Genomic DNA, 14,738 nt, shown 5'->3' with positions numbered 1-14,738 from the left:
GTCGTCGGCAGGATCAGCGGCGGTTGTAGCGATACATCGTGAGCGTGCCGAAGACCACCACGAAGCCGACGCTCCACAGCAGGGTCCACATGGTGGCCGACGCGTCCGACGTCCCCGACATCACCGCGCGCACCGAGGCCACCAGCTGCGTGATCGGGTTGACCTTGACGAAGGCCTGGAGCCAGCCGGGCATCGTGCCCGGGTCGACGAAGACGTTGCTGAGGAACGTCAGCGGGAAGAGCACCATCATGCTCACGCCCATCACGGACTTCTCGCTGCGCAGGACGAGGCCGAAGAACGTCCAGACCCAGGAGAACGCGAACGAGAAGACCACCAGCAGACCGATCCCGGCCAGCACGCCGGGCAGCCCGCCGTCGGGCCGGAAGCCCAGCACCAGCCCGACGCCGAGGATGACCACGGCCGCCAGCACGTACCGCAGCACGTCGCCGAAGATCATGCCGACCAGCGGGGCGGGCCGCCAGACCGACAGCGTCCGGAACCGGTCGAAGACGCCCTTCTCGATGTCGGTGTTCAGCCCGACGCCGGTGTACATGGTGATCATCACGACGCTCGTCACCATGATGCCCGGCAGGAAGAACTGGAGGTAGTCGCGCGGGCTGTCGGCGAGGGCACCGCCGAACAGGTACGTGAACATCAGCACCATGATGATCGGGAACGCCGTCACGTCGAACAGCTGCTCCGGCACGTGCTTGATCTTCAGCAGCGCGCGCCAGCCGAACGTCAGCGACGCCGACAGCGCGTTGGGCCGGGGCGGTCGCGCGCCCGGCGCGAGGACGGTGGAGAGCGCCTCCGCCGACGGTACGTAGACGGACGGGGCGCGCCCGGTCGTGGTGGCGTTGGTCATCGGGCTGCCTCCAGCTGGTCGTCCCGCTCGTCGGCCGCGACGGCGGGGTGGTCGGTCAGGGCCAGGAAGACCTCGTCCAGGCTCGGCTGACCGAGGGAGAAGTCGTCGACGACGATGCCGGCGCGGGCCAGGTCCCCGAGCGCGCGGGCCGCCTGCTCGCTGGCGTCGAGGTCGCTGCCGTCGCCGCCCACCCGCGCGGTCAGCGCGACCGGGTCGGGTGCGAGCTGCACCGGCACGCCGAGGGCCGCCCGGAGCAGCCTCTCCGCCTCCGGCCGCTGGCCCGGGTCGCGCAACCGCAGGTGGACGGTGCCGGAGCCGACCGACGACTTCAACTCGCCCGGGGTGCCCTCCGCGATCACCCGGCCGTGGTCCACCACCGCGATGCGGCCGGCGAGTTGGTCGGCCTCGTCCAGGTACTGCGTGGTCAGCAGCACGGTCGTGCCGTGCGCCACGACGGCCCGGACGATCTCCCACACCTGGTTGCGGCTGCGCGGGTCCAGGCCCGTCGTCGGCTCGTCGAGGAACAGCAGGTCGGGGGTGTTGAGGATGCTCGCCGCGATGTCGATGCGCCGGCGCATGCCGCCCGAGTACTTCTTGACCTGCCGGTCGCCCGCCTCGGTCAGGCCGAACGCGGCGAGCATCCCCTCCGCCCGTTCCCGGGCGGCCGGCTTTCCGTGCCCGAGCAGGCGGGCGAGGAGCATCAGGTTCTCCAGCCCGGTCAGGTCCTCGTCCACGGAGGCGTACTGGCCGGTCAGGCTCATCCGGGCGCGTACGGCGTCGGCCTCGGTGACGACGTCGTGGCCGAAGACGCGGGCCCGTCCGCCGTCGGGGCGCAGCAGCGTCGCCAGCACCCGTACCGCCGTGGTCTTGCCGGCGCCGTTGGGCCCGAGCAGCCCGTAGACGGTGCCGGCGGGAACCTGGAGATCGATGCCGGCGAGCGCCCGGGTTGCCCCGAACGACCGGGTCAGGCCCTCGGCCTCGATGGCCAGGCCGGTGGTGCGTGTCATGCTCCCTACCTTCCTCATGTGTCACACGTTCAGGAGACGTACGGGCGCGCGGCGCGACCGTCGCGCAGGGCCAGGCCCCACCAGTGGAGCTGGTCGAGCAGGACGTCGGCGGCGCGTTCGCACCGGTCGGCCGTCGGGGGTGACGGCGCGCCGTCGAGCAGGTCGACGCCGACGACGTCGCGCATCGTGACCGCGTGCAGCGCGGTGAAGACCGTCCGGAGCTGGTCGACAGCGTGCAGGCCGATGGAACCGCACCCGTACGACACGAAGCCGACCGGTTTGGCCTGCCACTCGTCGTACGCGTGGTCGATCGCCTGTTTCAACGAGCCCGGGAAGCTGTGGTTGTACTCGGGGGTGACCACGACGAACGCCTCCGCCCGCGCGACCTGCGCGACGAACGACCGGACGGCGGGGGTCGGCTCGGCCGGACAGCTCGCGGTGAGGTCGTGGTCGGCGAGGTCGACGACCGTCACCGCCAGTTCGTCGCGCCGCCGTGCCCGCTCGACGAACCAGCGGCCGATCCCCTCGCCGGCCCGTCCCTCCCGGGTGCTGCCGATGATCACGGCGAGGCCCAGCGGCGTCATGGCTCCCCCTCCCGGCTCCGGTCCCACCCGTCAGGCGCGAGACGGCGGCCAGCGCCCCGCCAGATCGGAACTGGCGGGACGCAGTGTCGGCGGCGGATGCTTCCATGGGCGTCGGAGGAAGGGGTGGCTCATGACCGACGTGCGGATCGAGCCGTGGTGCGGGGACGACCTCGACCTGCTGCGGCGGCTCAACGCGCCCGAGATCCGGGAGCACACGGGCGGCCCGGAGACCGACGCGCAGGTCGTCGCCCGGCACGAGCGCTACGTGCGGTTCGGCGGCACCGGGCAGGGGTGCATGTACTCCGTCGTGCTGCCCGACGGCAGCAAGGTGGGCAGCGTCGGCTACTGGGAACGCGAGTGGCGCGACCAGCGGGTCTACGAGCTGGGCTGGGCCGTGCTGCCGGGGCACCAGGGCAGAGGGCTGGCCACCGCCGCCGTCCGGGCCGCGGTGGCCGTCGTGCGTGCCCGGCGCAACCACCGCTGGGCGCACGCCTACCCGTCGGTCGACAACGCGCCGTCGAACGCGGTCTGCCGCAAGGCCGGCTTCACGCTGCTCGGCGAGACCGAGTTCGAATATCCGCCCGGTCGCCTGATGCGCGCCAACGACTGGCGCCTCGACCTGGCGGCCTGACCGGAGCCCGGCTCATCCCCGGGTCGGGTCCGGCGGGCTGAGCGAGCGCGCCGCCGTGGGGCGTCAGGCCGGCTCGTCGAAGAGCACCGGCCAGGGGCGGGGCGCCGGCCCGGGCGGCGGTGCCGGGGGCTCCGACCCGTCGGCCAGCACCTCCGCCGCGAGCTGCCCGAACATCGGCGCGGCCGGGTGCGCGGCCCGGCGCGGCCACGCCGCCGAGGTGCGCCGGACCAGCGGCGACCCGGCGATCGGCCGCCAGGCGATCCGGGGCTCCCGGCGCGCCGTCGCCGCCGGCTCGACGGCGACCCCGCCGCCCGCCAGCACCAACCCGAAGAGGAACTCCGGGTTCCGCGCCGGGCGGACCCGCACCGGCGTGAACCCGTGCCGGCGGCAGACCTCCAGCAGGTGGTCGTGCCAGCCGGGCGCGGTGGCCCGGGGCGCGGTCACCAGGTCCAGCCCGGCCAGCGCCGCCAGCTCGACCTCCCGGCCCCGGGCCAGCGCCGAGGCGCGCGGCAGCAGCACCCCCAGCGGTACGTCGACGGCGGCGCCGAGCCGCAGCCCGTCGTCGGTGACGGGGTGGTGGAGCAGGCCGACGTCCAGCCGTCCCTCGCCGAGCATCCGCTCCTGCTCGCCGCTGGTCAGCTCGTGCAGGTCCACGTCGAGCCCGGGGGCGCGCCCGGCCAGCCGGTCGAGCAGCTCGCGCAGGGTCACCGCGGGGGTCTCCGGCGGCACCCCCGCCCGGAGCACTCCCGACACCCCGTCGCGCACCTGCCGCATCAGGTTGCGCAGCCGGCCCTCCCCGGCCAGCAGTTCCTCGGCCTCGCCGAGGAGCAACTGGCCGGCGGCGGTCAGCCGCACCTGCCGCCGGGAGCGGTCGAACAGTTCGACCGCCAGCTCCCGCTCCAGGCGCTGCACCGACTGGCTCAGCGGCGGCTGGGCCATGCCGAGCCGCTCGGCGGCCCGCCCGAAGTGCAGCTCGTCGGCGACCACCACGAAGTGCCGCAGGTGCCGGAGCAGGTCCACGGCCGGACCCTACGCCAGTGCCCCGACGCCGGCCGGGGACGGCGGCTACCGTGCCCAGGTGACGACGGAGCGCATCGGCGAGATCTTCGAACGGGTCGGGGTCACCGGCTGCCTGCACGTGGTCGACCTCGACGCGGTCGACGACGGCGCGGCCCCCGGGTGGCCCGGCGGTGCCGGGCCGGGAGGACCGGGCGGCGCGGCGCCGGGGCGCTCGGGCGGCCGGCGGGAGGTGGCGGTACGGGCGGACGAGCAGGTGGTGATCGCCTCGATCTTCAAGGTGCTGCTGGTGCTGGAGTTCGCCCGGCAGGTCGTCGCCGGCCAGCTCGACCCCCGGGAACGGGTCCTCGTCACCGCCGACGACCGGCTCGGCGGGTGGGGGATCGCCGGCTGCGCCGACGACGCCGAGGTGTCGCTGCGGGACCTGGCCTACTTCGCCATGTCGGTCAGCGACAACACCGCCGCCGACCTGCTGCTGCGCCGGGTCGGGGCGGACGTGCTGCCGATGCTCGCCGCCGAGCTGGGGCTGCCGCGGACCCGGATCGTCGGCGGCCCCCGGCACCTGGTCGAGACGATGCTCGCCGACGTCGGCGCGCGTACCGAGGCGGACTTCGCCCGGATCTTCCCCACCCTGCCGCCCGAGCGGGTCCGCGCGATGCGGATGTTCGATCCCGCGCACACCACGTCGAGCACCGCCCGGGAGATCACCCGGCTGCTCGGCCTGGTCTGGCGCGACGAGGCCGGCCCGCCCGAGGCGTGCGCGATGGTCCGGGGCTGGATGGCGCGGCAGCTCTTCTGGACCCGGCTGGCGGCCGGCTTCCCGCCCGGCGTGCGGGTGGCCGGCAAGACCGGCAGCCTGCCGGGTCTGCACCTGGAGGCAGGCGTGGCCGAGTACCCCGACGGCGGGCGGTACGCCATCGCGGTCTTCGTCCGCGCCACGCAGCTCGCCACCCGCCGCATCGACGTGGACCTGGCGATGGGCCAGGCCGCCCGCGCCGCCGTCGAGGCGCTGCGCGCCGGCTGAGTCTTCGCGCCGCACGCGGCGTCGACAACCCCGCTGAGCTGGCCCGATATTCGCCAGGATATCGACCGTGTCGGGCATGGATCTTGGACCTGGCGGGGGTCGTGCTGATTGGCTCGGTGCCGACCGATCAGCACCACGACGGGGAGAGTTCCGCATGCCCAACCTCGACCGCCGCCGCTTCCTGCGCGACGCCGCCGCCAGCACCGCGCTGGTCACCGCCGGCGGGCTCGCCGGCACCGCACGCACCGCGCCGGCGCACGCCGCGCCGGTCGCCGCCGCCCCGGCCGGCCGCCGCGGCGGCCCGGTCAGCTTCCGCTGGTGGGGTACGTCGGCCTGGCGCATCGACGTCGGCGACCGGACCGTCCTGGTCGACCCCTTCCTCAGCCGGATCGACACGGGGCTGTTCAGGGGCGCCTTCGACCCGGCCAGGAAGCTGGAGGTCCGCACCGACGTCGTGGACTCCCTGGTGGACCGGGCCGAGACGGTGCTCGTCACGCACACCCACTGGGACCACTACATGGACGTGCCGCACATCGCCGGCCGCACCGGCGCCCGGGTCTTCGGCACGCTGACCGCCTACCACCTCGGGCTGGCGTACGGGCTGCCGTCCGGGCAGCTCAGCCCGGTGCGGGGCGGGGAGGTGCTGGACTTCGGCGCCTACACCGTGGAGGTGGTCAGCTCCCTGCACAGCCGCAACAGGTCGTACTCGATGGCCTTCCCCGGCGTGCGGGTCAGCCCGCCGGCGAAGCCGGAGACCGTCGCCGACCTGCCCGAGGGCGACACCCTCGCCTACCAGCTGCGGGTGGCCGGCGGCCCGTCGGTCTTCTTCATGGGCGCCAGCGACTTCAACCAGCGGAACCTGACCGGGCTGGCCCCCGACGTGGCCATGGTGGCGCTGCCGAGCAGCACCGCCACCGCCGACTACGCCGAGCGGCTGCTCGACGCGCTGGACCGGCCGAGGATCGTGGTGCCGGTGCACTTCGACAACTTCGAGACCGAGCTGCGCAACCCCGTGCCCGTCGCGCCGACGGACCGCGAGCGGCTGGACGCGCTCCTCGCCGCCGTCCGCCGGGTCTCCCCGCGCAGCCGGGTCGTCGTGCCCGAGTACCACACGGCGTACCACTTCTGAGTAAACGGCACGACGGGCCGCGGGCAGAAGCCCGCGGCCCGTCGTCGCGTTCCGGTCGGCGGCCGGGCGCGACCGGGCGCCGGGGGCTCAGCTCGTCGACATCTCGGCCAGCGCCTGCACCGAGCGCCAGTTGCGGGTGGTCGCCACCACGCCGAGCTTCTTCTCCAGGTGGTTGTTGGTGAACTTCGACCGGCCGTAGCCGCCGTCGGGATAGTGCAGGTAGACCTCCCGACCGGCGACCGTGAACGCCAGGTTCTCGCCGCCGGGCACGGCCAGGGCGTCCACGGCGGACCGGCCGGGCGCGGTCGCGAGGAAGACCACCAGCAGCCGCGTCGGGTCGTCCTCCCGGTCGGCGTACGGGTTGCCGCCGGCCACCGCCGTGAGTTCCCGGCCGCTGCGCACCAGCACCGGCACCGTCAGCCCCAGCTCGTCGGCGACGGCCCGCTCGATGCCCCGCGCCAGCGCGTCGGCGTCGCGCACCGTGCTCCCGAAGACCACGTTCCCGCTCTGCAGGTACGTCCGCACGTCTTCGTGGCCGAGGCCGGCGACCAGCCGGCGCAGGTCGGCCATGGCGACCTTCGCGCCGCCGACGTTGACCCCGCGCAGCAGCGCGACCCACCTGTCCACCCGACCTCCTCGACCCGCGGTACGGGTCAGCCTAGGGGTGGGCGACGCCGGGCGGGGCGCGCCGCCCACCACGCCGCGCTGGAGCGACGCGTCCGTGATCCGTACCATCAGTGCTCGACAGCGGCGCCCGCCACGGGTGCCGCGAGCGGAGCGGGACCACCGACCACCGGCATGCGGGCTCATGCCGGTCGACCGGCGTGCGACCGCCTCCGCGAGAACCTCGCCCAGCGGTCCGCGCGCATCCATCCGTACCGGAAGGACACTCCTATGCGCGCTCCCTGGACGCGCCGTCACCGCCTCCTGCCGGGCCTGTTGGCCCTGGCCTGCCTCGCCACCGTCGCCGTGGCCGCCGCCGTCCCGCTGACCACCCCGCCCGCCCGCGCCGCCGACCCCGTCCTGGTGCTCGACGCCACCTTCGAGGACGGCACCACCCAGGGCTTCCGGTCCCGGGCCGGTGAGACCGTCGCGGTCAGCACCGCCGTCGCCCACGGCGGTACCCACAGCCTGCTCGCCTCCGGCCGTACCGCGAGTTGGCAGGGCCCCGCCCTCGACCTGCTCGACGAGATGGTCAAGGGAACCCGCTACACGCTGACGGTGTGGGTGCGGCTCGCCGCCGGCCAGTCGCCCGGCCAGGTCCGGCTCAGCGTGCAACGCGACTCCGGCGGCACCTCCGCCTACGACCAGGTGGTGGGTGACACCGCGGTCACCGCCGACGCCTGGGTCCGGCTCAGCGGCACGTACGTGCTCGCGCACGACGTGGACGGGCTGTCGGCGTACGTGGAGACCGCCAGCGGCACCGCCGACCTGCACATCGACGACTTCACCATGGCGTACCAGCCGACCAAGCCGGTGCAGACCGACATCCCGGCCCTGCGCGAGGTGCTGGCTGCCGACTTCCCGATCGGGGCGGCGATCGGCAACCGGCAGGTCATCGGCGACCAGGCGGTCCTGCTGCGGCGGCACTTCGACACGGTGACCCCGGGCAACGCGCTCAAGTGGGACGCGACCCAGCCGACCGAGGGCGCCTTCCGGTGGGCCGACGCCGACACGCAGGTCGGTTTCGCCACCGACAACGGCCTGGCGGTACGCGGACACACCCTCGTCTGGCACCAGCAGACCCCGGCCTGGGTCTTCACCGACACCGACGGCACCCCGCTGACCTCGGAGCCGGCCGACAAGGCCCTGCTGCTGTCCCGGCTGGAGGCGCACATCCGCGCGGTCGTCGGCCGCTACGGCGACGCGATCGGGGTGTGGGACGTCGCCAACGAGGTGATCGACGAGAACCAGTCCGACGGGCTGCGGCGCAGCCGCTGGTACGAGATCAGCGGAGTGGACTACCTGCGGACCGCGTTCCGGGTGGCCCGGGAGGTCGCGCCGACGGCCAAGCTCTACGTCAACGACTACAACACCAACGTGCCGGCCAAGCGCGACAAGCTGCGTGACCTGGTGAGTCGACTGCGCGCCGAAGGGGTGCCGATCGACGGCGTCGGGCACCAGATGCACGTCAACGTCCAGTGGCCCTCGATCGCCGAGACCGAGGCGATGCTCCGGGCGTTCATCCCGCTCGGCGTGGAGCAGCAGGTCACCGAGATGGACGTCAGCATCTACGTCGACAACGGCGAGTCCTTCCCCACCCCGCCGGCCGACCGGCTGCTGACCCAGGCGTACCGGTACCGGGACCTGTTCGCCCTGTACCGCCGCTACGCCGACGAGCTGACCTCGGTGACCCTGTGGGGGCTTGCGGACGACGACACCTGGCTGGATACCTTCCCGGTGGCCCGCAAGGACGCGCCGCTGCTGTTCGACACGGAACTCCAGGCGAAGCCGGCGTACTGGGGGATCGTCGACCCGACCCGGATCAACCCGACCCCGACGCCGACCGTCTCCCCGACGGCCGGTCCGACGGTTTCCCCGACGGTCACGCCGACCACGGGGCCGGACTCCTGCCGGGCGGCGTACACCGTCACCAACCAGTGGCCGGGCGGCTTCCAGGCGAGCCTCAAGGTCACCAATACCGGGGTGCGGGCGCGCGACGGCTGGACGGTGCGCTGGCGGTTCCCGGACGGGCAGCTCATCAGCCAACTCTGGAACGGCACGGTTCGGCAGGACGGCCCGGACGTGGCGGTCACCCCCACGTCCTGGAACTCCGCCCTGCCCGCCGGCGGGACGGTCGAGTTCGGGTTCCTCGGCAGCTGGTCCACGAGCAACAGCCGCCCGGTCGGCTTCACCCTCGACGGGCTGGCCTGCGCGACCGGCTGACCCCGCTGGCCCGTCGTACCGCCACGCGGCATGCCCGCCTCCGGTCGGTGGTCAGCCGCCGTGCCAGCGCGAGGCCCGGTCGATCGGCGTGCGACGGGAAGACCCCTGCCGTACCGAGGCGTCAGCCGGGGGAGGGTGGGCGATGGCCGGGCCGGGCAGGCCCGGCCATCGCCGTCGCCGGTGCCCGGGCGTCGCGCCGGAGCCGGATGCCGGGGGCGCCGGCGCGCGTCGACACCGAGGCGAGCCTCCTCGCCGGGACGGGCGTCCGGTCTGCTCCGGCATCAGAGCCGGCGGATGGCGGCGGAGGCGAGCCGGAAGCCGATGGTGCGGTCGACGATGCGGGCGACCAGGTCCGCCTTCCGCAGCCCGGCGACGCCGCGCAGCTCCAGGCTCGCGGCGAGCACCCGCAGGTCGCGGGCGGTCCAGCCGGAGAGGTACGCCGTACCGTCGTCGCGGCGGGACATGGTCGCCAGCGCGGCCCTGGCCGCCACCGGGTCCGGCGCGGGCGCCGCCCGCCGGGCCGACGGGCGCGCGGGGACGACGCCCCGGTCGGCGGGCGCGACGGCGGGGTGCCCGGCGGAGGTGGTCCGGTCGGCAGGTGGGCCGGGTGGGGCCGGGTCGACCGGCACCACGGCGAGCCGGGCCCGCCCCTCCGCCAGGGCGGCGAGATCGGCGGCGGGCAGCTCCCGGAGCAGCGCGGTCACCAGGTCGGCGACGTCGCGGGTCGGGTCGGTCACGCCCCGGCCCGCTCGGGCTGGAGGTGGTCGAGGAACTCGGTGGCGAGCTGGCGCAGCTCGTCGCGGACCGCCGGGGTGGCGATCCGGTCGCGGAGCACCACGGGCACGCCGCGCGGGGTGTTCGTGGCGAACGCGGTGACGTTCTCCCGCAGGGAAGTGGGAAAGACCGGCAGGCCGAGCGCCCGGACCTGGTCCATGTAGCCCTGGTGGGCGGCGATCGGCCGCTGCGCCATGAGCTGGATCATCGTGAAGACCACGCCGGCGACGTCGGGGGCGACCTTGTGGTGCCGGCGGGTGGTGGCGAACCGGCGGGCGTCGGCGTTGTACTGGTCGACCAGTTCCCGGACGTTGCCGTGCAGGTAGTCGATGCCCAACGTGGACAGGTAGTCGGCCTTCGCCGGGATGAGCAGGTGGTCGCTGGCGATGATGGCCGACTGGGTGACCACGTTGAAGTTCGGCGGGCAGTCGATGAGCACCATGTCGTAGCCGCCGAGCGCGTCGTCGTGCAGCCCCTCGGCCAGGGAGCCGCGCACCCGGAACAGCTCGGCGTCGTACTCGTCGCCGTCGGCCACGGCCCGGGCCAGCGCCAGGTCGATGTCGACGAGCTGGAGGTGGGACGCGATCAGGTCGAGCCGGCCCGCGCCGCTGAGCCGCGCGTTCGCCGGGCCGGGGGAGACGACCAGCTCGCCCAGCGTCGTCGCGGGGGTGTCCCCGCGCAGGCCGTCGTACCAGCGCTTCACCGTCCGGCCGTCGCGCAGCCGGACCCGCCAGTCGTCGGGGTCGTAGAAGCCGAAGGTGAGGCTGGCCTGCGGATCGAGGTCGATGAGCAGCACCTTCATCCCGCGGTTGGCCAGCTCGGCACCGAGGTTGGCGGTCACGGTGGTCTTGCCGACCCCGCCCTTGTAGTTGATCACCGATACGACGTACACCGGCACCTCCCAGACCGGGAACGGTAGCGGGCCGGCGGACCGGTGCGGCACCCCCTCCGGCGGTCCGCCTTTGCACGTAACTACGTAAGTTCGTATTATCGAACCGTGGCAGAGATCGAGGAACGGCTCAGCGCGCTGGAGGCGCAGGTCGCCGCGCTGACGGAGCGCCTCGGGGCGGAACCGCCCCCGGCCGAGGCGCCCACGGCGACCGGCGACGTCTTCTGGGCGCTCGACGGGCTGAAGCAGCGGATCCCGTCCGACGGCGGCGGCGCGGTGCTCTACACCGGCACCGTCCGCCTCGACGACCAGCACTACGACTGGCAGTACGGCCGCACGGTCGACGACGTGCTCGCGGGCGACTGGACGGAGCTGGCCGGCGTGCTGACCGCCCTGGCGCATCCGGTGCGGCTGCGCCTGCTGCGCGAGATCCTCGGCGGCCGGCACGGCACCGGCGAGCTGGCCGAGATCGAGGGCCTGGGCACCACCGGCCAGCTGCACCACCACCTGCGCCAGCTCACCGCCGCCGGCTGGCTGCGCAGCGCCGGCCGGGGTCACTACGCCGTCCCGGCCGAACGGGTCGTGCCGCTGCTGGCCATCCTCACCGCCGCCCGCCGCTGACCCACCCCGACGGAGGGAGCACCATGCGCAAGCCAACCGTCCTCGCCCTGGTCGTCGGTCTCGTCGCCGCGGTCGCGGCCGTCGGGATCATGCCGCGCGCACCCCGGCTGACCGGGCAGAGCACCGGCGACACCGCGCTGGCCGCCGACGTCCGCGCGGCGGTGCCCGACCCCGAGGGCCACCGCGGCCTCGCCGTCGCCGTGCTGGAGAACGGCCAGGTCCGGGCCGCCGGCCTCGGTGACCGCGACGCGGCCGGCCGGCCGGTGGAACCGGGCACCCCCTTCGAGATCGGCTCGATCACCAAGGCGATGACCGGGATGCTCCTCGCCCGGCAGGCCGCGACCGGCGCGGTACGCCCCGACGAGCCGGTCGGCACCGTGCTGCCCGCGCTGACCGGGCCCGCCCGCGAGGTCCCCCTCGCCGAGCTGGCCAGCCACCGCTCCGGCCTGCCCCGCCTCGCGGTCACCTCGGCCGGGGACCTGGTCGGGACCTGGTGGGCGAACGTCACCGGCGGCAACCCCTACGCCGGTCGGGACGCCCGGTGGCTGCTCGACGCCGCCGGCGGGGAGGAGCCCGGCGACGGGCGCGGGCAGGTCCACTACTCGAACCTCGGCGTGGCGCTGCTCGGGCAGGCGCTCGCCACCCGGGCCGGCACGTCGTACCCGGAACTGCTCGACCGTGAGCTGCTGCGACCGCTCGGCATGACGGCGACCGTGGTGGCGACCGACGCCGGCGCCCTGCCGGCCGGGCGCGCCGAGGGCTCCACGGCCGGCGGCCGCGCGGTCGACGCCTGGGTCGGCGGCGGCTACGCGCCGGCCGGAGTCGGCCCCTGGTCGACCGCCGAGGATCTGGCCCGGCTGCTCGGCGCGACGCTCGCCGGCACCGCCCCCGGCGCCGACGCGGCCACCCCGCGCTTCACCGAGGACGACCGCAACCGGGTCGGCTACGGCTGGTTCACCACCCGCTACGGCGACCGCGAGATCGTCTGGCACAACGGCGCCACCGGCGGCTTCCACGCCTACCTGGGCTTCGAGCGGGCCACCGGGCGGGGCGTGGTGGTGCTCGGCAACACCGACAAGGGCGTCGAGCCGATCGGGCTGCGGCTGCTCGGCGTGCCGGCGCGGGACGCCGACGGCGACGGGCCGCCGCTGCCCGTCTGGATCGGCGCCGGGCTCGCGATGGTGCTCACCCTCCTCGGCGGGCTGAGCCTGCTCGGCGCCACCCGCCGGGCCCCCGACCGGCTGACCCTCGCGCCCGCCGTCGCCTGGGCGGTGCTCTACCTCGCCCTGGGCCACCGGCTGGGCGACTGGTCGGTGGTCCCCGGCTGGCTCTGGCCGGTCGGCGCCGGCCTCTCGGCGGCCGGGATCGTCCTGGCCGCGTACCGCTGGCGGGGGTTGCCCACGCTGGCCGGCGCCCCGCCCTGGCGGCGACTGACCTCGGCGACGTTCTCCGCCCTCCTGGCGGCCCTGGCCCTCGCGATCCTCACCCCCTGACCCCCACCCACCCCGCCCCACCCACCCAGCGCCCGGTGATCATGAGGTTGGCGGGAGGAGATGCCGGGAGCCGCGCCGCCAACCTCATGATCGACGCCGGGTCGGGGGTGGGTGCGGGCTGTTAGAGTTCCGCTGCTCGTGGGTCGGGTGGGTCGGAGGGGGCGACGGTGGTGGTGCCGTTTCGTGACGCGCTGTCGCAGATGCTCAAGGCGCGCTTCCCGGTCCTCTACGTCGAGTCGTCCGAGGAACAGCGGGTGGTCGCCGAGGTCTGCGCCGTCGCCCAGGACGCCACCCTCGTCCGCACGCCCCGGGCGGTGTGGACCTGGTCGCTGACGACGGGGCTCGTGCAGCCCGACGGCGTCGCCCGCAAGGGCACCACCGACCCGGACGACGCGCTGGCCGCCGCGCTGCGCCTCGACCACCCCAGCGTGCTGATCTTCAAGGACCTGCACCCGGCGCACGGCAGCAGCGACCGGCCGGGCACCCCCGGCGTGGTCCGCCGGCTGCGGGACGTGGTGGCGGCGTTCAAGGCCGGCCCGGTGCCGCGCACCCTGGTCCTGGTCTCGCCGGTGCTGCACATCCCGGTGGAACTGGAGAAGGACGTGACCATCGTCGACTTCCCGCTGCCCACCGAGACGGAGATCCGGCGGGTGCTCGACGGCATGATCGCCGCCAACTCCGCCAGCGGCCGGATCCGGATCGCGCTGGACGACCTCGGCCGGGAACGGCTCGCCAAGGCGGCCCTCGGGCTCACCCTGCACGAGGCGGAGAACGCGTTCGCCCGCGCCATGGTCAACGACGGCGTGCTCGACGGCAGCGACCTCGCCGTCGTGCACGAGGAGAAGCGGCAGACCGTACGCAAGTCGGGGCTGCTGGAGTTCGTCGACGCCCCGGTCGACCTCGCCGACGTCGGCGGGCTGGAGAACCTGAAGCGGTGGCTGGCCAAGCGGGACGGTTCCTGGCTGGCCGAGGCGGCGGCGTACGGGCTGCCCGCGCCCCGGGGCGTCCTGATCACCGGGGTGCCCGGCTGCGGCAAGTCGCTGACCGCGAAGGCGGTCGCCTCGGCCTGGGGCCTGCCGCTGCTGCGGCTGGACGTCGGCCGGGTCTTCGCCGGGCTCGTCGGGTCGAGCGAGCAGAACATGCGTACCGCCATCCGGACCGCCGAGGCGACCGCGCCCTGCGTGCTGTGGGTCGACGAGATCGAGAAGGGCTTCGTCGGCGGGGCCGGCGACTCCGGCACCTCCGCCCGGGTCTTCGGCTCCTTCCTGACCTGGATGCAGGAGAAGGCCCAGCCCGTCTTCGTCATCGCGACCGCCAACGACTTCGAGCGGCTGCCCCCGGAACTGCTCCGCAAGGGACGCTTCGACGAGATCTTCTTCGTCGACCTGCCGACCCGCGCGGAGCGGGCGTCGATCTGGCGGGTCCACCTCGCCCGGCGGCTGCGCAACCCGGCCGTCGCCGGCGCCCTGACGCCCGACGACGCCCTGCTCGGCGAACTCGCCGGGCTCAGCGAGGGCTACTCGGGGGCCGAGATCGAGCAGGCCGTCGTCGGCGGGCTCTTCGACGCCTTCGCCGAACGACGTCCGCTGCGCCGCGACGACCTGGTGCGGGCCCTGGTCGGCATGGTGCCGCTCAGCGTCACCCAGGCCGAACGCATCGACGCCGTACGCTCCTGGGCCGATGCCCGCGCCGTCGCCGCCACCGCCGCCGAGGACTGGGACCTCGGCGGTCGCCCCGCCGGGCCGGGCGGCTCCCGCCCCGGCGGTCCGGGGCAGCAACGGGGACAGGGCGGGCGAGCGGTCGAGTTCTAGTCTGTGG

The 14,738-nt window shown here is 74.6% G+C and carries 14 protein-coding genes; 7 read left to right on the top strand and 7 right to left on the bottom strand.

Annotated elements, in window-relative coordinates; all coding sequences use genetic code 11:
• Positions 1-13: 13 nt before the first annotated feature.
• Genes AB0883_RS08415 through AB0883_RS08405 form a run of 3 tightly spaced genes read right to left on the bottom strand, consistent with a single transcriptional unit; the run spans position 14 to position 2,456 of the window.
• Positions 14-865 (bottom strand): ABC transporter permease, encoded by an 852-nt coding sequence (locus AB0883_RS08415; RefSeq protein ID WP_366640575.1) that lies wholly within the window; start codon positions 863-865, stop codon positions 14-16.
• Complete coding sequence (locus AB0883_RS08410) at positions 862-1,872, bottom strand: ATP-binding cassette domain-containing protein (RefSeq protein ID WP_366640573.1); 1,011 nt, start codon at positions 1,870-1,872, stop codon at positions 862-864. The genes AB0883_RS08415 and AB0883_RS08410 overlap by 4 nt, the downstream gene beginning before the upstream one ends.
• 29 nt (positions 1,873-1,901) lie before the next feature.
• Entirely contained in the window at positions 1,902-2,456 is a 555-nt protein-coding gene (locus tag AB0883_RS08405; protein WP_366640571.1) for an NAD(P)H-dependent oxidoreductase, read from the bottom strand.
• Between the two features lie 130 nt (positions 2,457-2,586).
• Between AB0883_RS08405 and AB0883_RS08400 the strand changes: the two genes are divergently transcribed.
• Entirely contained in the window at positions 2,587-3,087 is a 501-nt protein-coding gene (locus AB0883_RS08400) for a GNAT family N-acetyltransferase (RefSeq protein WP_366640569.1), read from the top strand.
• 63 nt (positions 3,088-3,150) lie between these two features.
• On the opposite strand, the gene AB0883_RS08395 is transcribed toward AB0883_RS08400, so the two are convergent.
• Positions 3,151-4,107 carry a LysR family transcriptional regulator gene (locus tag AB0883_RS08395; RefSeq protein ID WP_366640567.1) on the bottom strand — a complete coding sequence of 319 codons (957 nt, stop codon included), beginning with the start codon at positions 4,105-4,107 and terminating at the stop codon, positions 3,151-3,153.
• A 58-nt stretch (positions 4,108-4,165) separates the two neighbouring features.
• Here AB0883_RS08395 and AB0883_RS08390 point away from each other — a divergent pair, with 58 nt between their 5' ends.
• Both AB0883_RS08390 and AB0883_RS08385 read left to right on the top strand, forming a co-directional pair.
• Entirely contained in the window at positions 4,166-5,128 is a 963-nt protein-coding gene (locus AB0883_RS08390) for a serine hydrolase (protein WP_366640565.1), read from the top strand.
• Positions 5,129-5,282: 154 nt separating this feature from the next.
• Positions 5,283-6,257 (top strand): MBL fold metallo-hydrolase, encoded by a 975-nt coding sequence (locus AB0883_RS08385; protein WP_366640563.1) that lies wholly within the window; start codon positions 5,283-5,285, stop codon positions 6,255-6,257.
• Positions 6,258-6,344: 87 nt separating this feature from the next.
• On the opposite strand, the gene AB0883_RS08380 is transcribed toward AB0883_RS08385, so the two are convergent.
• Positions 6,345-6,884, bottom strand: coding sequence for a DUF1697 domain-containing protein (locus AB0883_RS08380; protein ID WP_366640562.1), 540 nt, complete (start codon positions 6,882-6,884; stop codon positions 6,345-6,347).
• Positions 6,885-7,151: 267 nt separating this feature from the next.
• Between AB0883_RS08380 and AB0883_RS08375 the strand changes: the two genes are divergently transcribed.
• A complete protein-coding gene (locus AB0883_RS08375; protein WP_366640560.1) occupies positions 7,152-9,143 on the top strand; it encodes an endo-1,4-beta-xylanase in 1,992 nt (663 codons plus the stop codon).
• 281 nt (positions 9,144-9,424) lie between these two features.
• On the opposite strand, the gene AB0883_RS08370 is transcribed toward AB0883_RS08375, so the two are convergent.
• A complete protein-coding gene (locus AB0883_RS08370) occupies positions 9,425-9,880 on the bottom strand; it encodes a Rho termination factor N-terminal domain-containing protein (RefSeq protein WP_366640558.1) in 456 nt (151 codons plus the stop codon).
• Positions 9,877-10,809, bottom strand: coding sequence for an AAA family ATPase (locus AB0883_RS08365; protein WP_366640557.1), 933 nt, complete (start codon positions 10,807-10,809; stop codon positions 9,877-9,879). Before AB0883_RS08365 ends, AB0883_RS08370 begins: the two co-directional genes overlap by 4 nt.
• Positions 10,810-10,914: 105 nt before the next feature.
• On the opposite strand from AB0883_RS08365, the gene AB0883_RS08360 reads away from it, so the two are divergent.
• The 3 genes from AB0883_RS08360 (at position 10,915) to AB0883_RS08350 (ending at position 14,731) form a co-directional block, all read left to right on the top strand.
• Entirely contained in the window at positions 10,915-11,427 is a 513-nt protein-coding gene (locus AB0883_RS08360; protein WP_366640555.1) for an ArsR family transcriptional regulator, read from the top strand.
• Positions 11,428-11,450: 23 nt separating this feature from the next.
• The gene (locus tag AB0883_RS08355; protein ID WP_366640553.1) at positions 11,451-12,920 is read left to right on the top strand and encodes a serine hydrolase domain-containing protein; all 1,470 of its coding nucleotides are present in this window, start codon (positions 11,451-11,453) and stop codon (positions 12,918-12,920) included.
• 173 nt (positions 12,921-13,093) lie between these two features.
• Complete coding sequence (locus tag AB0883_RS08350) at positions 13,094-14,731, top strand: AAA family ATPase (RefSeq protein ID WP_366640551.1); 1,638 nt, start codon at positions 13,094-13,096, stop codon at positions 14,729-14,731.
• The last annotated feature ends 7 nt before the right edge of the window (positions 14,732-14,738 follow it).

This window comes from Micromonospora sp. NPDC047812 (assembly GCF_040704175.1).
Classification (GTDB): domain Bacteria; phylum Actinomycetota; class Actinomycetes; order Mycobacteriales; family Micromonosporaceae; genus Micromonospora.
The sequence above is the reverse complement of the archived record's forward strand: the minus strand, read 5'-3'. Positions and strand labels throughout refer to the sequence as shown.